The organism is Paraglaciecola marina (assembly GCF_004360155.1).
Lineage (GTDB): Bacteria > Pseudomonadota > Gammaproteobacteria > Enterobacterales > Alteromonadaceae > Paraglaciecola > Paraglaciecola marina.
The window spans coordinates 1-17,441 of sequence record NZ_SAIS01000042.1 but is presented as its reverse complement, the minus strand read 5'-3'; the positions used below and the strand labels follow the sequence as shown (position 1 = coordinate 17,441).

Annotated in this window: 18 protein-coding genes; 6 read left to right on the top strand and 12 right to left on the bottom strand. The window is 39.2% G+C overall.

Features of this window, described 5'->3' with window-relative positions; genetic code table 11:
- A partial coding sequence (locus tag EOK74_RS20885; protein WP_166638813.1) for a hypothetical protein occupies nt 1-207 on the top strand: 207 nt, incomplete at its 5' end.
- An 889-nt stretch (nt 208-1,096) separates the two neighbouring features.
- On the opposite strand, the gene EOK74_RS20465 is transcribed toward EOK74_RS20885, so the two are convergent.
- The 4 genes from EOK74_RS20465 to EOK74_RS20450 form a co-directional block, all read right to left on the bottom strand.
- Nucleotides 1,097-2,458, bottom strand: coding sequence for a sialidase family protein (locus EOK74_RS20465; RefSeq protein ID WP_133471985.1), 1,362 nt, complete (start codon nt 2,456-2,458; stop codon nt 1,097-1,099).
- A gap of 156 nt (nt 2,459-2,614) precedes the next feature.
- A complete protein-coding gene (locus EOK74_RS20460) occupies nt 2,615-3,748 on the bottom strand; it encodes an immunoglobulin-like domain-containing protein (RefSeq protein WP_133471984.1) in 1,134 nt (377 codons plus the stop codon).
- A gap of 107 nt (nt 3,749-3,855) precedes the next feature.
- Complete coding sequence (locus tag EOK74_RS20455) at nt 3,856-4,881, bottom strand: Lcl domain-containing protein (protein ID WP_166638812.1); 1,026 nt, start codon at nt 4,879-4,881, stop codon at nt 3,856-3,858.
- A complete protein-coding gene (locus EOK74_RS20450) occupies nt 4,878-6,185 on the bottom strand; it encodes an InlB B-repeat-containing protein (protein ID WP_133471982.1) in 1,308 nt (435 codons plus the stop codon). The genes EOK74_RS20455 and EOK74_RS20450 overlap by 4 nt, the downstream gene beginning before the upstream one ends.
- A 427-nt stretch (nt 6,186-6,612) precedes the next feature.
- Between EOK74_RS20450 and EOK74_RS20445 the strand changes: the two genes are divergently transcribed.
- The 4 genes from EOK74_RS20445 to EOK74_RS20430 all read left to right on the top strand — a co-directional run bounded on the left by EOK74_RS20445 (nt 6,613) and on the right by EOK74_RS20430 (nt 11,284).
- The gene (locus EOK74_RS20445) at nt 6,613-7,731 is read left to right on the top strand and encodes a LuxR C-terminal-related transcriptional regulator (protein WP_133471981.1); all 1,119 of its coding nucleotides are present in this window, start codon (nt 6,613-6,615) and stop codon (nt 7,729-7,731) included.
- A 161-nt stretch (nt 7,732-7,892) separates the two neighbouring features.
- Complete coding sequence (locus tag EOK74_RS20440) at nt 7,893-8,090, top strand: hypothetical protein (RefSeq protein WP_133471980.1); 198 nt, start codon at nt 7,893-7,895, stop codon at nt 8,088-8,090.
- 484 nt (nt 8,091-8,574) lie between these two features.
- A complete protein-coding gene (locus EOK74_RS20435) occupies nt 8,575-10,656 on the top strand; it encodes a tetratricopeptide repeat-containing diguanylate cyclase (RefSeq protein WP_133471979.1) in 2,082 nt (693 codons plus the stop codon).
- A 247-nt stretch (nt 10,657-10,903) separates the two neighbouring features.
- Nucleotides 10,904-11,284: a VOC family protein gene (locus EOK74_RS20430; RefSeq protein WP_133471978.1), complete on the top strand. Its 381-nt coding sequence runs from the start codon at nt 10,904-10,906 to the stop codon at nt 11,282-11,284.
- A gap of 103 nt (nt 11,285-11,387) precedes the next feature.
- Here the strand turns inward: EOK74_RS20430 and EOK74_RS20425 are convergent, their stop codons facing one another.
- The 4 genes from EOK74_RS20425 to EOK74_RS20410 form a co-directional block, all read right to left on the bottom strand.
- Entirely contained in the window at nt 11,388-12,176 is a 789-nt protein-coding gene (locus EOK74_RS20425; protein ID WP_133471977.1) for an SDR family NAD(P)-dependent oxidoreductase, read from the bottom strand.
- Nucleotides 12,177-12,231: 55 nt separating this feature from the next.
- Nucleotides 12,232-12,585 carry a MerR family transcriptional regulator gene (locus tag EOK74_RS20420; RefSeq protein ID WP_133471976.1) on the bottom strand — a complete coding sequence of 118 codons (354 nt, stop codon included), beginning with the start codon at nt 12,583-12,585 and terminating at the stop codon, nt 12,232-12,234.
- Nucleotides 12,586-12,634: 49 nt separating this feature from the next.
- Complete coding sequence (locus tag EOK74_RS20415) at nt 12,635-13,384, bottom strand: SDR family oxidoreductase (protein ID WP_133471975.1); 750 nt, start codon at nt 13,382-13,384, stop codon at nt 12,635-12,637.
- A 78-nt stretch (nt 13,385-13,462) separates the two neighbouring features.
- On the bottom strand, nt 13,463-14,683 hold the full coding sequence (locus EOK74_RS20410; RefSeq protein WP_133471974.1) for an acyl-CoA dehydrogenase family protein: 1,221 nt from the start codon (nt 14,681-14,683) through the stop codon (nt 13,463-13,465).
- A gap of 109 nt (nt 14,684-14,792) precedes the next feature.
- On the opposite strand from EOK74_RS20410, the gene EOK74_RS20405 reads away from it, so the two are divergent.
- On the top strand, nt 14,793-15,710 hold the full coding sequence (locus EOK74_RS20405; RefSeq protein ID WP_133471973.1) for a LysR family transcriptional regulator: 918 nt from the start codon (nt 14,793-14,795) through the stop codon (nt 15,708-15,710).
- A 35-nt stretch (nt 15,711-15,745) separates the two neighbouring features.
- Here the strand turns inward: EOK74_RS20405 and EOK74_RS20400 are convergent, their stop codons facing one another.
- The 4 genes from EOK74_RS20400 to EOK74_RS20385 form a co-directional block, all read right to left on the bottom strand.
- A complete protein-coding gene (locus EOK74_RS20400) occupies nt 15,746-16,231 on the bottom strand; it encodes a GNAT family N-acetyltransferase (protein ID WP_133471972.1) in 486 nt (161 codons plus the stop codon).
- 33 nt (nt 16,232-16,264) lie between these two features.
- The gene (locus EOK74_RS20395) at nt 16,265-16,483 is read right to left on the bottom strand and encodes a DUF6500 family protein (RefSeq protein WP_133471971.1); all 219 of its coding nucleotides are present in this window, start codon (nt 16,481-16,483) and stop codon (nt 16,265-16,267) included.
- A 51-nt stretch (nt 16,484-16,534) separates the two neighbouring features.
- Nucleotides 16,535-17,041, bottom strand: a complete 507-nt coding sequence (locus EOK74_RS20390) for a flavodoxin family protein (RefSeq protein ID WP_166638811.1) — start codon at nt 17,039-17,041, stop codon at nt 16,535-16,537.
- Nucleotides 17,042-17,125: 84 nt separating this feature from the next.
- The gene (locus EOK74_RS20385) at nt 17,126-17,284 is read right to left on the bottom strand and encodes a DUF3012 domain-containing protein (protein WP_133471969.1); all 159 of its coding nucleotides are present in this window, start codon (nt 17,282-17,284) and stop codon (nt 17,126-17,128) included.
- Between the last annotated feature and the right edge of the window lie 157 nt (nt 17,285-17,441).

Here is a 17,441-nt window from a genome sequence, read left to right as displayed (position 1 = left end):
GCGGCTAGCGTGACCTCGGATAGCTCTGTTATTGAGACATTCTCAGCGGTTACCGTAGGCGCACTATTTGCGACAGGAGGATCGACAGGTGAGTCACCAGAGCCACTAGATCCACCACAGCTACTAAGCATAAAGATGGAGGCTATGGTTGAGCTACATACTTTTAGAAAAGAGCGTACCTGTATGGGAGTTGAAATGAAACTTTGAGAGTGCAGTTTATCTCGGCTATTGACGGTATATTGGTGGTTCATTTAGTTATCCTTACTACATAAAGTTATTGTTATAGTTTTACTCGTTTAAGTGCACTTGAACTATGCATCGGTCTTAGATACAAAAATGGGGTGTTTGGCTATGTTAAAAGTTTCCTTATATTTGAATTTTTGATGATTGTTGAGGTACATGTGTAATGAGTGGCCTAGCTCTCTCACTCTCTTATGGTGGCTTTTTGTTGTTCGGCTAAATGCCCGTAAGGAAGAATTAAACAATTTGCACTTCCCAATTTGTCTGTTTAACCAGCATGAAACTACTATTAGAGTAAGTTGAAATTTCTAATAAATTAATCACCCAAATGGGTGGTATTTACGCATTGTTTCGTAAATTATTTATTGACCGGTAAACTTTATAACCTTGATTTAAAAAGATAAAAAATCGGGTTCAATTGGGGGAGATTAGAGTGGAGAAAGCGTGACAAATATCAATATTAAAACTTGTCCTGCTATCAAGATATATTGGTTCCATTGAAAGTGGTATATGGCTTAGTGAAGAGAGTTGTATTGTGATGGTTAATCGACGTGATGAAGCGCAACCTTAAGACGTCTTCGACAAAGTGTTTTAGTTAAAAAAATATTAACTGCCTTAACTAGCGACTTGAATATTATCCATACAAGAGGTTATAGGATTCTAAAGATTGTTCTTTTTAATTAAATAACACCAGCGCCTGTGCAAAATTTCTTCTGCTTCAGCTCAAGTTCGTGTAGATGGCTACACTTCACTTGAGCTTCATTGCATAAAAGTCGCAGCAGACTGCTGCAAAACCTTACAGAAAAGATAAACAGGCCCTAATTAAATAAGAGTAGCAGCCGAAATGTTTTCCAGACTAAGGTGCAGTCTTTTCCAAATACATTAAGCCTTCATGTTCGGTAAAACCTATGATGGTATGCTTGCCATCTGATGACTCTGCAGACATGACATCTTCCAAAAAAACAGAAAAGTCAGTGCTACTACCGTACACTCTAACCCAACTTTGTCCCTTGTCTGTGCTCATCCAGCTATGGGAGCCCTTAGTTATTAATAGGCTACCATCTAACAAATACTTTATTTTCTCTGGGGTATAACTGTTGTACCAAGATTCACCATCGTCTTGGTTAAATTCAACCGGGGTTACATCCACCCAAGTAGATCCAAGGTCGGTTGATTTATAAAGGCGCATCGAGGCAAAGTAATCTGCATCATATGAGTTGAGAACTAGCCATGCATTTTCCCCGTCAAACGCAATATTTCCGTAATTTAAATAATAGTCGCTCAAAACATCGTTAAGAGTAGGTCTAAGAAGTTCTGGTACATAAATCAGTACATCACTGTCTATTTGGTCGATATATTCCCAAGTCTCTCCGGCATCTGTTGAGCGCCATGCATTGTTAGAATAGCTAGTGCTGGCTACATCAACATTCACCAGACGATAATAAAGTGTATCTTGGTGATCTGTGGTTAATGTATTTTTATAAAATCTTTTATCGCCTAAATCTAGCGTCGGCAGTAAAACTTGCTCTTCAGAAAAATCACTCAAATCAATTTTAATCAGATATTCATCATCTATGTCGAAGTACAAATAGTTATCAAAATACAGTAAGTCTTTGATTATCTGAGAATCGGTTAGGGTGAAGGTTTTAACTACAGACCACTCGCTACCCAAGTTGTTACCTCTATGTAGATTCACAACCTGATTTTCAATTTCTTCAACCACCCAGATGTTTTCGTTATCATCGATGGCAATGGCCTCTAAATCGTTAAAATGTTCGATTGGCTTAAAGTGTGGTTCAAAGTCAACGTCTGGGGCTGGCTCATCTGAAAGTAACCAATTAAAGGCTTCAAATCGATCCTCATCGGTTGAGGCGCAGTGCCCACCTATTTTGTCAAAATCGCCTATTGTCGCCTCATACCCTAGAGTATATTTAAGGTAGCCATAAATAGACCTACCAGACTCATATAGGAAATCTTCGGTATTATTTAGTACATAGAAACGCCAGCTTTCGGTATCTATTAATGGTGCAATGGTTGAGTCATCAGGTAATTGCGAACAGCCACAATCTATGTAAGCTGCACCTTTGAAGTCATTGTAATACTTCTGAATAAAGTGATTTTGAAAGCAAGCTCCTCCCGAGCTTCCTTCTAACAGTATGTCATTGATATCAACAGTAAACGTGCCGCCAAACCCTGACGTCAGAACTGAACTAAGCATATCTAAACCACTGTCACCTCCGGGGTACTCCGGATCAACCCAGATTCGGGCGCCAGTCTCACTAACCCAAGGCGATTCTAATTTAACGTATATGTAACCCTGTTCAAGTAAGTATTCTTGAAGTTCTTCGTTAAAATAACTCAGAGAGTCGCTACTTTAGCTAATATTGCCATGTAGATATACATACATACCTCTGGGCTGTTCTGAATCCCAACTTGATGATGAAATATAGCGATACCGAACTGTATAACCAGCCTCAGTTGTGTGTGAAGCGGTAACATCAATGACGTCAGCAATTATCACGGTTCTAACTAGACTCGTACTATTTCCAGAAGAGTCTGTTGCAGTATACGTGACCGCATACTCACCTGGAGCACTTGCATCGACTGCACTTGATATTGAAACGGGTAGGGTGCCGTCTTTATTATCTGTAGCGCTAGCTCCTCCTTCTGTATATGTTGCTCCAACTGACAGGTAAATAATCGCCTCACCTGTCAGAGATATGACTGGAGCGATTGTGTCTGGGGTTAGATTAGTGTCAGTTAAAATATCATTTTCTACTGAAGCATAAAGTTCAGCATAATTGCTTTCAATCAAAGAGAGGTAGTCAGTAATCACATCTTGTTCAACGACAAACTCATAGGTATCTGCAACTATGTCTGGCAAGATTAAGTCGGGGTTGCCGTCAGAGTAATCAAGCGCGAGCTTAATTGCCGTAGCATTGGACATGACTGCGCTAGTATCGATACTTGCTTGAGAATTTTGAAAGCTTTCATCTGTGGTTATCTCACCATCAGCGGCCAATTCAAGGGCCACAGCAGTTGCAGTACTCACATTAGTGATGTTAGTAAAGAAAAGCTCTTCTGTTGTAAGAGTTTCATCGTCGCCTGCTACTTCTATTAAGGAAGCTAGGGTGCCAAGATAGGAAACCAATTTAATAATGCTGTCGGCTTCGCTACCCGTTGCGGTAGCTTTTACTATGCTGTCCGCATACGAATCATCAATGCTCACATCAACGCTGTACTCGCCATTTTCATCTGCTTGAGTGGTAAAGCTTTGGTCATCTATAGTGATTGTAACATTTGCATTTGGGATAGGATCATCGGTAACCAACCCCTCTATAGTCAAAGACAGTAAGTTAACAGTACTGCCTGAATTACCTGACCCACCGGAACCAGCATTATCCCCCGAATCACCAGAGCCTCCGCCACAGCTACTTAGGATAAAAATCAGAGCTATAACCTTGACGCTCAGATCTAGATGTCTCGAAACCTTACCGCTTAACTCCATTTGTCTTTCCTTATTATTTTTACGACAGCTTTTAATAAAATTAACACATAAAAAATAAAGTCTTGGGTGGGCTATTGGGCTTTAATATTTCATTTGCTCATTCACGATTACAAAGACCTAATACACAGAACACGGGCATTATTATTTTTTGAGCCATTACTCCAATGGGCAGTGCCATTACCATAAACTTTATAGGCATTTAATGAGTTATCTGGTGGCTCAGTAATTGACCATAGTGGAGTTGCGGATACATTTTCTTCTACAGTGAGCACAAACAACGGTTCTTCTGCAAACTGAAATGCCGCTCTAAGCTCTTCTATTCGCGGTAGACGCCAGTCTTGGTTTGCATTTAACGTTAATTCCTCGCAATATGTTACTGCGCTATACCAATTAATCTCAGGTCCTTCAGGTAATTTGTTATCCTCCCATTCTACTAAAGCGTCTGGGTCATATGGTTCAACCACGGAAATATCAAGGCCTGACAATTCAATAACTTGTTTCTCCACATTAGTTTCAACCATTATTGAAGCATAAACCCCAGTCAACCCGACACGCTCGATTGATATTGAACATTCATCACCAACATCCAGCGTGACACCAGTACATGCAACTTCTTTTACTTCAAATGCATCAGCATTTCTGCCAGTCACTTGTACTGAAACAACTTCACTTTGTTCTGCCTTTACGTTTTTAACAGAAAACGTTTTTTCTAAATCATCAGGGTCAGAAAATTCGTAAACACGTTGGGGGGCAACAGCAAATCTTGGCACATCTATGTTTATATTCGCTGCAAGTGAGCTACCGCTTCCATACAAAGACTCCACAGAAAAAGAGACCCCTCTATATTCATCAATATAATCTAACCCCACGTCGAATAATGTTGCTGACTGATACAAGTCTCTTAGATCATCGGTGCCATTAAAATCTGAAAATCTAACTATAAATTCATAATCTCTAGCAACGGCGTCTAACTTCGAGTTATCAAAAACACCTGATTTATTACGTAACTCCAAGTAATAATATAACGGTTGCTCATTTAGCCCTGTCCCGATTGGAACCTTAATTAATTTAACCCCTGATGAAGAGGACGAGGACTGTTCAAGAGTGTAGGTACCAGACTCTTCTGCAGTCACAACTTGTGAATCCTCAAACCACCCGGCCTTGTGTCTCCAAACACTAGAGAGCATTGGGTTGTAGGTATCCGCCCCATAGTGTCGTAAAAGCCTGAATAAGAGTTAAAAAAACTACATTTGTCCAAATAGTTCGTGTCGATAAAGCTAACTGGGCTCACACCATCACACCAATGAGAACTTGAATGGTCAAATCCAAAGGTATGCCCAAATTCGTGAGCTATGCGGCCAGCTCTATTACAACCCATGTCATAACCACCAGTTACAGTTAAATACCCTGTAAACTCATCATTGTTACCCAATGTAATGGCTGTTTTATATGCATAGCAACCTGGATGCCCTAGATAGCCATCTTTTACTATGAGCATAATTCTATCAATATTGGTCAGGTTCGTAGTTTGGCTCAGCTTACTAATAGCATCATCATGAAAGCTATCCTTAGAATAAAGATCAGAGTTTTCGTTGAAATAACTTGTAGAGTTTTGCTCTAACGTAACCCAATCTAAAAACTCAGCCTCAATCCAAGCTTTTCCATTAGAGTTTTTGACCAAGAATTGGTTTAACGAGTTATCATTGTCTCGAATTAAGTTTTTAATATCCCCTAAAGACATAGTTTCGTCTTTATTGTCAGGAAAATTAATGAGTGCAACAAGTGTTCTTTGCGCACCAATACTGTCTGAGCTAGGTTCTTGATCGTTAGGTGTAAAAGTCGCATTAACAGAACAATCTTCAGTATTAAATTGGTCTGTTTGAAAAATGTTCCCCTCTAATGTGCCTGTACAACCTATTACAGAGTCAATGACATAACCTGCATCAGAAGTTAAGGTAAAATATGCTGTTTCACCTTGTTCAAGGGTTTTTATTAAAGGAGTTATCAACCCACCGGTTGATGAAGAAGTTGAAATTTCGTAATTAGTCGTCTTGAAATTAACAGTGATAGTACAATTTGCTGTAATCGCACTAGTAGTGTAAGTGTTGTCAATCAATGAGCCTTCACACCCATCTACCATGTCAACAGTGTAACCGTCATCTGGTGTTAAAGTAAAAGAGAAGGTAGTTTGAGCATCAACAGTCTGAGCAGACGGATTAATAGTCCCCTCACCAACCACAGATGATGTAATTGTGTATGTTGTAGGCGTTTGAATAGAGCCTCCTGTCGCTGCTCCTCCCGAGCCATTCGAATCCCCCGAACCACTCGAATCCTCCGAACCACCAGAGTCACCGCCACAGCTGCTGAGTATAAAAATCAGAGCTACAACCTTGACGCCTACATCTAGGAATCTCGAAACCTTACCGCTTAACTCCATTTGTCTTTCCTTATTATTTTTACGACGGCTTTAAATAAAATAAAGACCATGAAAATGTTGTTTGTGCATATTTGCGGAGCTTATTAATTCTCTATTTAACAAGCTCTGTGGTGACATAAGTCATTAATGTCTCTCATTTATGGAGTGATTTATTTTATTGTTTGGCTGAATGCCCTTATCGAAGAATCAAGCTATGACTGTTTTTCCAAAATTTTCTGTTCTACCAATACAAATTCTTTTGTAGAGTAAGTTGAAATCTTGAATAAATTAATCACCCAATTGGGTGATTTTTACAAATTATTTAGTCAACTATTCATTGAACAGGAAACTTTATAACCTTGAATTTAAACAATAAAAATATGATTTATTATTGATTGCTATTAATTTAGACTAAATTAACTGCCCATAAATAGGACTAATAATAAAAATGAATTTAGCAATTTCAATAAGTGAACTGTCAGAGTTAATTGAGCAGATTTATCAGGGAGCACTAACGGGAGACTGGGACGCTGCTCTTAATCAACTGATGGAGTTTACTCAGTCAAACAAAGCACTTTTTGTCCTTAATAAAAACAGTGAGACAAAGCCTTTAACATTAGAATACCGAGCCAACTTTGCTTTCCCAGCTATAGCATGGATTGATTATCAAGCACGTGCACATGAAGATCCATCCCGTGAACACGTGCAGTTTTTAACCGAAGGAGAGTGGGTAAATGTAAACAAACGTCAATATGAAGATTCTTCTTACTATCGAGACATTAATGTGCCATTAAAAGTTGCATATGGATTAGCGGGTGTATTGTGTCGTGATACCCATCATGAATCTTTATTAATGGTTAATCGAGGAGAAGAAGATCAACCTTACGAAGCAAGTGAAGAGGCGCTTTTTGACATTATAATGCCTCATTTTAGCCGAGCTATGCATATTTACAAAGAGCTTAGATTATATAAAAACTACTCTAACTTAACTAAAAGCATTATTGACCAACAAGATAAGGCAATATTAGTCTGTGATGAGAACGGCACTATAGTTATACAAAATCAATTTGCCGAACAAAACTTATTACCTCCCTCCAGTATTTATGTATCTAATAATAAAATTTGTATTGAATCACCTGAGTCCCAGAATCAATTGGAGCACTTTATTCGGGAATGTTCAAAGTTGGCTTATAAGAGTATTGGTAGTCAAGAGTCCATTATTATTGAACAACAGGACCATGATCAGGAAAATCATGATGTAATATTAATTACGGTTGCGCCAGTAAAAGATTCAAAACAGTTCAACAATATTGAGGTGCCTTGTTGTTTAATCACAGTCAATTATCAACACAAAATTAATTGGGTAAATATACAAAACCAATTTAGCTTAACACAGAGAGAAACCCAATTAACCCAAGCGCTTTACTTCAAGAAAAAGCTAAGTGTTCTAACTAGTGAACTAAACGTCTCACACAACACCTTAAAAACCCACTTAAAATCAATATTTTTGAAATTAAAGGTAAACTCGCAAACAGAGCTTTTGGTTAAGTTGTCTTTATTTAGATAAATAGTTGTATGTGAAGAGACAATTATTAGGCTTCTTTTTAGTATGTGATATTTAAAAAACTTTAACGTTTGGAAAATAAAACTACTTGTAAGTCACTGTGTTGGTAAAGCAAACTTAGTTTAGATAAACTCTTATCAGCCTAAAGAAGTCGGAGTGTAACATTGACAGAACTTAACCCTAATTATGTAATTGCCGTTGCTGAGCAGCTTTCATCTGTTAGCGCCTTTTTAGGTGGTGTGTCGGCAACCATATTGGTGACCATAGTGGTGTTTAGTTCGCCTAAAAAGTCAGTTAACTGGATAGTCGCTTCATCTGCTTTTGCTGCATCTTGTTTGTTAATTGCGGTTATCGCTTTTTAAGTCTGCTGATCAGTATTGGCTTATCGGGCTGGCTACGGTCAAAACAAACGGGCATCATCACCTCATGTATCGCTGCAATTGCCGTGTTGTTTTTTATATTAGCGACACCTTTTGGGGTTTAGTAGGATCCAGCCGGTTAATACCTAAGTCGCCAATGTCCTCTGACTCCTCAATTTAGTATATCAAACAGAACCTATACGCTTTTCCCTATACTTTTACCTAAAATGCTAAAGCGGTTAAGCTTTTCGTTGAAATAACGATACAAGTGACTGCCACATTAGGGATTTTGTATCCGTTTTGCGTTAGCCTTGCCATATATGCGACTAGGATGGAGCGAATACTAGCGTATTGAGTTATTAATGGTGTGATGGATGGTTCGAAAGTACCCAATTTAACTTTACTCATTAGCGTGTATAGAGCTGAAAGATTGATCTACCTTGGATAAAATGCGTTTAACTCCTGAAAGTCGAAAAAGGTAAAAAATATGAGGACAAGTAAGACTGTTTTACTCGTTTTGCTGGGTATGACAGAAATATCCTTGTCGCTGAGTAAAACCCTAGGTGCAACCGAACGCAGTTCTTTTACGTTGGGTTCGGAACAAAAGGTATTGGTAGATCAAAAAGGCGCGGCTTCTAGTTTAAGCTCTGGAAGCAATGATGTTGAGGTCACTAAGGCAATAAATCAAGGTGTTCATGGTCTTGTCGCTGACCAAGAAATTGCAAGAGCGCAGCGCTTTTATAATGAAAAGAAGTTTACCAAAGCACAAACCCATTTCAGTTTGGCGATAGAAGTACTATTAAAGCATCATCAGCCTGATTTAGTCACATTAGCGTCTTGCTATCATCAGCTTGGGCAAACTAACAAACATTTGCAGGTATTTGATTTAGCAGCAGAAAATTATTCAAAAGCCCTTGTAATATATAAAAAGTTAAACCGAGCCGATGACATTGTTAAAGGCTATAAAAATATTGCGATGAGCCATAATAAGCTCGGAAATTACGTGATTGCTCTAGATCACGCTTTGCGCAGTGTTGATCTTATTAAAAAGCAAAACGATGCTGAATCAGAAGCACAAATAACATTATTAACGGCTGTTATTTATCGCAATATCGGTGATTATCAAACGTCCTTAGAGTATATAAAACAAGCCGAGTTCCTATATAAATCTATCAATTCGATTGCGCACCTAGCAGAGGTAGACAACCAAACTGGCCTTATCTATACAAAACTGAAGCAATTTGACAATGCTCGCTATTTTTACCAAAAAACTACTGAGCTATCTATTGATAAGGTCAAGCCAGAAACAAGAGCTGCCGCTTATAGGGAAATTGGTGTAATTGATTATCAAGCGGGCAATTTCCAGAACGCTTTAAACATGCTAGAAATTGCCGCTAGCATTTATGCTGAGCTTGAGCTGCAAGAACGCTTAGCACACAGCCAGTTGCTCATCGGCATAACATCTCAAAAATTATCTGATATACCCTTGGCACTTGAGTATTTAAAAAACGCAAAACAGCTAGCAGAACAGGTGGATAACAAGCCTTGGCAAGCAAAAGCGTTAATCAAGATAGCCGACATTGAATTAGATACTAGGCCAAAACTATCTGCAGAACTCCTAACTACCGCTCTTAAACTTACCCAAGATTACGACTCTTTAGAGGATCAGATCGAGATATATAGGTTGCTGGCGCATATCCAAAAAACTCAAGGTAATCATGCACAAGCATTAGCCTATACAGAGCTAAAATACGACTTAAGCATGGCCTTAGTGGCTATACAAGAAAGCTCTAATGTTACCCGCGAAAAGGTCATTTTAGAATCTTACAAAATGGAAAGAGACATTCACGCACTGCAAGAAAAAGCCATGCTAGACAGTTTAATGCTCGATAAAAAGAGTGATGAGATAGCACTTGTGAGCCAAGCGCATAAAATTGCTGAGCTAGAGTTGTCAAAAAAAACGGCAAGCAACATCTTGTTAAGTGTTTTATTAGGATGTTGTTTGCTATGTGTTTTATTTGTTTATCGAAGCTTCACCCATGCTAAAAAGCTAAATAGTAAACTCGACCGTTTGGCTAAGATTGATCCTCTTACAAAATGCTACAACAGGCGTATGTTATTTGAGTGCCTTGAAGAATGTTTTGGTGATGCACGACACTCAAGTCAACATTGCATTGTTTTAGCGGACATTGATTCATTCAAATCGATTAACGATACCCATGGCCATAAGAAAGGCGATGAGGTCTTAGTAAATGTCGCAGAGATACTTCAAGGTTTATTAGAAGCAGAAAACTGTTTAATTCGGTTTGGAGGAGAAGAGTTTTGTATAGTCTTGCCTAATACGAATATAGAGCAAGCATTGCTAGCCGCTGAGGATATGCGTAAGTCTATTAACAACCATGACTTTAATGGTGTACGAGTTACTTGTAGTTTTGGTATTGCTGTATTGGAAGATAGTATTACTACAAAAGATGAATTTATCGATAGAGCTGATAAGGCACTATATGTCTCGAAAAACAAAGGGAAGAACCGTGTCACAGTATGGTCTTCTAATTTGTCAGAACACTAAAAGACTTTTTGAAACTTACCTAAAATCAGCTTGAAGTCATCAGCCTCAAAGCAGACTGTTTGCCCGACATACGTTTCTTTTAAGTGTTCCATCATTATCATTTTGTTTCATCAAAATATTAACTTGTGAGAAAGTACTTCAGCAAACTTACCTATGATCATCACTGGGAAAAATTCTACTTTGGATTAATTCTGGGTACACTGTAAATACATTTTAGTTTAGTCATTATTGGTTTAGGAGGAGTCACATGTTTAGTCACGTTATGTTGGGTGCTAACGATATTCAAGAGTCTAAAAGGTTTTACGATGCGACCTTAGGTGCATTAGGTTACGAGCCGGGTGTCATAGACGAAAAAGGCCGTTGCTTTTACTACAATAAAACCGGCATTTTTGGTATTAGTGTTCCTATTGATGGTGAGCCAGCTTGCCATGGTAATGGCAGTACTCTAGGGTTTGCTGCAGACACAACCGAGGCTGCTGATGCATGGCATGCAGCAGGCCTGGCAAATGGTGGCGTAGCCTGTGAAGACGCACCTGGTGTGCGTGAAGGCAAAGATATCAGTTTATATCTAGCTTATTTACGGGACCCTGCGGGTAATAAAATTTGTGCAATGAAGCGAGTTAAGTAATCTGCTTTAAACACACTAAAAGTAAACATAGAAAAGGGCCAATTAAGGCCCTTTTTGCTATGAAAGTCGAAAAGCATTTTACTGAAAAATACGACTCAATCGCTTAATCTAACATCCGGTCTTTGAACATATTAGCGACTATTTTTACAATCTGTTTTCGAGAAAATAGACGAGGTACTAAAGAGGTGAGGTAATTAGCTAACCCAGACACTTTATATATTTTTCCTTTGGAAAAGGCGGTTAATCCATCTTCGACTACTTTACTTGCGGGGGCAAACTTCATAGTCGAGGTGTCAGCATTGGCTGTAGACATAAAATTAGATTCAGTGATACCAGGGCATAACGCCATCACTTTTACCTGCGACCCTAGTAACTCACCCGTTAAGGCCTCAGAAAAATTTAAAACGAAAGCTTTTGAAGCACCATATACCGCTTGATAAGGTAAAGGCTGAAATGAAGCCGTCGAGGCTATATTGATGATGCCACCGCTATTGGTTTGTTTCATCGCGGGTAAAAACAAGTAACACAACTCCGTTAGGGCATGGATATTCAGTGTGAGCATGTTCTGATAAGTGTCAAAGCTTGCCTCTTCAAAGTGACAAAATTTACCAAAGCCCGCATTATTTATTAGGTAATCTACAGATAATCCCATGTCTTGTATTGCTGTGAAAAGCATTTTAGGGCTATCGGGTAAAAGTAAGTCTAGAGGGATGACTTTCACCCAAATATTATTATGACGTGTGGTTAACTGTTGCGACAGTACGTTAAGCTCGTGCTCTGAACGTGCGGTAATGATTAAGTTTGCCCCTTTACTTGCCAGTTGTGTGGCAAACTCTTTGCCGATACCTGAAGAAGCACCCGTTATTAATATTGTTTTATTTGCAAAGTTCATTATTGCTCTCTCGTAATCAAAGAACGTACTTTAAACCTTGCCCCTAAGGGCAGAGTCAAGGCAAGCTTTTGGATAATTCTATTTTGAATTTTTCTAGTTGCTTGGCTTGCTCTATTAGTTCCATGGCTTGGGTATTTAAAACAGATACTTTGCTATCGATTACTGTATTAATAAGGTCAAAGGGTAGGGCCTTATTTGCTATTTTTTGGGACACCACTTCTTTTAATTCAGCTAAACTAAAGCCCAAGGTTTGGGCTTTGCGGATCATCGCAATGACTGTTACATCATGTTCATCATAGGTTCGATAACTGCCACTTCGTTTAGGCGCGTTGATTAACCCAATAGATTCATAATGGCGAATGGCTTTTCTACTTGCCCCAGTTAATTCTGATACTCGACCAATAAACATATACTCACGATTTAACCTTTAGTGTTGTTCTGTGGGCCAGTATATGTAATTAACTTAATTTAGCCAGCATACTTAACGGGGCGATTTTTGCTAAATATCTAAAGAGTGCCCAAGGCCATGTGGGAACAAAGCTATTGGCGACTTCTTTTTCAATGTCTTTTACCATTGCTTGGCAACCTGTTTCTAAATCCACAATAAAGGGTACCTTCTTAACTTTTTCGTTAATTTCTGTGCGAATAAAGCCAGGGTGAATAGTGGTAACTTTAATGGGAGTGTTTAACACATCTATGCGGATACCTTCGGTTAAGGCACTTAGCCCTGCTTTGGTGGCTGCATAAACGGTAATGGCACGACGAGCCCCTCTAATGGCACTCATAGATGAGATAGTCACTAGGTGCCCAGTATTTTGACTGCGCAGTACTTCCATTGCAGCCTCACACTGCGCCAACGCGGACACAAAATTGGTTTCTGCGGTTTGTTTATTGGCATAAAAATACCCAGTACCTACTGGGGCTCCTTTTCCAATGCCTGCATTAATAATAATTCTATCCAAGGATCCCATATCAGTTGCAAAGGCTTTTATGACTTCAAATACTTGCTCATGATTATCTACGTCTAGCTGGCGTATAAATACCTTAATATTGGGGTTAATGTTTAGTAGCTCTTGTTTTAGGCTTTCTAAGTTTTCAATGCGTCGAGCACATAAGGCTAAGTTACGCCCTTTTTTGGCAAATTCTATGGCCATGCCTTTTCCTAAACCTGAACTGGCACCCGTTATCAAAATATTCTGTCTGGTCATGGCTTTCATCGCTTTTTAATTTTTGTTATTTAGAGGTGAAGCGCTTCATTTACCAAGAAGCGCTTATATTAGGGCTGATTATTGATATTTTTTAAGCTCTAAACGGGCCACCATACCTTTATGTACTTCGTCTGGGCCATCAGCTAGGCGTAATGCTCGTGCTCCAGCTGCAAAACGCGCCAGCGGAAAGTCATTACACATACCTGCACCACCATGAATTTGAATGGCCAAATCAACTACATCCTCTAGCATTTTAGGGACTGCGACTTTAATGGCAGAAATATCTACCATGGCATTTTTAACGCCTAGGTTATCTATTTTCCAAGCGGCTTCTAAGGTCAATAATCTTGCTTGATTGATGGCAATCCTAGCTTCGGCAATTCGTTCTCGATTGCCCCCTAACATCATTAATGGCTTTCCAAAGGCAGTGCGCGACATACCTCGTTCTAGGGCAAGCTCTAAGGCTTTCTCAGCACCGCCTATAGAACGCATGCAGTGATGGATTCTGCCTGGACCTAGGCGACCTTGAGCAATAGCAAAACCTTTGCCCATGCCTACTAATAGATTTTCCTTAGGCACCCTGACATTAGTAAAATGCATTTCGCCATGGCCAAATGGGGCATCATAATCCCCAAAGGCTTGTAACATACGCTTGATCTCAATACCCGGTGTATCTAAAGGCACGATAACTTGGCTATGTTGATTATGTTTATCGTTCTCTGGATTAGACAAAGCCATAAAAATAGCGACCTTGGCGTTGGGGTGACCAAGGCCAGTGGTCCACCACTTTTTGCCGTTGAGTACTAATTCATCGCCATCTAGCTCGACGGTAGCCTGCATATTGGTAGCGTCAGATGAGGCAACATCAGGCTCTGTCATACCAAATACTGAGCGTATCTCTCCGGCAAGTAGCGGCTTGAGCCATTTATCTTGTTGAGCTTTATTGCCAAAGTGATAAAGCACCTCCATATTTCCTGTGTCCGGGGCGCTGCAATTAAATATTTCAGAGGCAAACAATACTCGACCCATTTCTTCAGCCAGCGGGGCATATTCTAAGGTTGTTAACCCTTGGCCTAGTTCAGCATCGGGTAAAAATAGATTCCACAGTCCTGCAGCTTGTGCTTTTTTCTTTAATGGTTCAATAAGAGGGTGTATTTGCCAGTTTTTCCAGTCTCCGCCGGGGTTTAGCTGGTGGGTTTCTGAGTATATTTGTTCTTCAACTGGGTACACATGCTCTTGCATAAAAGCACGAACTCGATTGATGTAATCTTGCGTTTTTTCACTGTGAGAGAAATTCATTCTGGCACTCCAGGGTATTAATAATTGAGTGAAGAATAGTGCCTTTATTCGGTTGAATGAAATGAAAAATACTATATGGTTACTATGAATTTAATTCATGGGGGGTGAGATGGCCGATTATAATAAGATCCAGCAGTTAGATCTTAACTTATTAAAGATATTTGAAAGTATCTACCAAGAGCAGAATATGTCTCGAAGCGCTGAGTTGTTACACATTACCCCGTCAGCCGTTAGCCATGCATTAAAGCGGTTAAGAGAGTGTTTAGGCGACCCTTTATTTCAACGCAGTAATAATAGGATGTTGCCCACACCAGCATGCCAGCGTATGGCGCCGCAGATTATTGATACCTTAAGCAGGCTGCGGCAAATTTTACAGCATTGGGGAGATTTTCAGCCTAAAAGTAGTCGACACCATTTTAAGTTAGGTATTCACTATGCACTAGAGCCGTCTATTTTACCGAAATTAGTAAAGCGTTTAGCAGAATTAGCACCTAATACCACATTCGCAAGTATTAAGGTAAATAGAGAGAACCTCACCCGTGAATTAGGAGCGGGTCACATCGATATGGCCTTTGATGTGGCATTGCCCATTAAGCCACCTGTATTTCACACTAAAGTCATTGACGACTCTTTTAGTGTTTTGATGCGCCAAGGCCATCAATTGCAAGAAAGTTTAAGTCAAATTACCTATTTGGATTCGAAGCATGTTGGGGTATCGAATCGCCCAAGTGGGGCAGCGGTAGAGGACTTATTGTTTCAACAGCAGGGATTGTCTCGACATATCAGTATACGTTGCCAAAATTACTATGCGGCTAAGGCTATGATTGCTGAATCAGACCTTTTGTTAACATTACCAACCCAGTTAGGGAAAGAGTTATTAGGCGGGGTAAATCAAACTCATGATTTAGTATTATTAACTATGCCAATCGCACTAAGCAATATTGAAACCCATCTTTATTGGCATCAAAATACCGAGCAAGATGAAGCCTTAAGTTGGTTTCGGGAAGTGTTAGTTTCTTTGGGTTGATGCTATTAACTCATATGTTTAACTAGTCTGACTATTTAAGATTTAATCCGCGACATGAGTAACAGATTGACATATTTCCCATTTTTGAAGGAGGCACTGCGTTTCACGCCTTCTATTTCAAAACCTAATTTTTTATATAACTTACAAGCCGTTTGATTATCTGCGTAAACCTCAAGTTCGATGCGTAATAGGTTTAACCAGTTGTCTGCTTGATTAATGGTTTCTTCGATTAACTTTTTGCCGATACCTTTACCGTGAAAGTCAGGGTGTACGGCAATAGCTAGGCTTGCTGAGTGCTTTTCTCTTTGCTTAGTATTTAAAATTAGTGTGACATGACCCAGAACTTTGCCCTCTACTTCGGCCACTAAAATAAAGTGATTATCAGGTTTAAAAAAGTTTTTGATAGTTTCAGAGTCTAAGTATAAAAGTTGTGAGGTGTGTTGGGTAACAGCTGGGTAGCGGTATATCTCAACTAAGTCATTATGGTCAGTTATTTCGGCGTGTCTGATGATAGTTTTCATTTGCTTATTGCTTTGGGCTGATAAAAGGTTTGTTTATTGGTTATTTAAAATAAGCTCTTTGATTTTTTGCGCTTTTTCAAAGTGATCTAACTTGTGGGTTTGGATCCACCAGGTCGCTGCTTCCATAAGTTGCTCAGGATCGTTATTTTTATTAGCGAAAAAGGCGTAGAAAGATAAGCCTACATTCTTGCCTTTGGCGGCTATTTTCTTATCACAAACGTCTATTATTTTAGCTCTTAGTTGCTCACGCATAGTTTAGTTTTACCTTTTTGGGTGATGGGGTTCCATGAATGCAGGCTCTAACTAACATGTTAAAGCGTTCGCAATAAAGTCATCAAGGGTGACTTTATGATCTGCTAATTTGAATTCACTAGGGCAACTTAAATAAAGCATTTCTTGGTAGTGCATGCCTAAATATTTAGCTGTTAATTCAAATGGTTGCCAAAGACAATCTGGCGCATTTCTATCGTAACCTGAAGATATCAAAGAGCACTGCTTACCTCTAAGTTGGCGGCCTAAAGGTTTATCGATGGTGAGTAAATCCGATAATCTGTCTATAAACACTTTCATTTGAGCGCACATCGAATACCAATACATGGGAGTCGCAAATATAATATGCTCAAACTGCACAAGCTCGGCCATTAAAGGTAAAAAGTCATCGGCGTTATTTTGATGCTCAAAGTCGTAAAAAGAAACACTATGCTCTGATAGGTTAAACATTTGAACTGCGCTGTTATCAGATAAATATTTAACTATTTGAAAGGTATCACCTGACGCTCTAGATGAGCTAAAAAGTATAGCTGTGGTCATAGTCATTTGTCTTAGGTTGTACTAATAGTTTACACACCTGTCTATTTAACAGGTGTGTAAACTATTACTTAGCTACACGAGTATTTAAAAAATACAGTGCGCAGCGAAATCTTTACCTTCTGCTGCTGTCCAGTCACCTTTAGGCTTTTCTTTCATATCAGCGCACCATTCTTCGCTTCCAATTTCAGGGGCGCAAGCAGTTAAAGTAAGGCTAACAATAAACAGTGCCAATATTTTTTTCATAACGTTTTATCCTTGAGTTGTGTATAGCTATTTTTAATAGGTAAATTTATCATCAAATGCTTTTGGGGTGTTAGTATTCAAAAAGGTCTAACCAATAAATTAGGCTTTTATTTTTCTGATGTCTCATCCTGAAATACGTTGACATAAAGAGGACTTC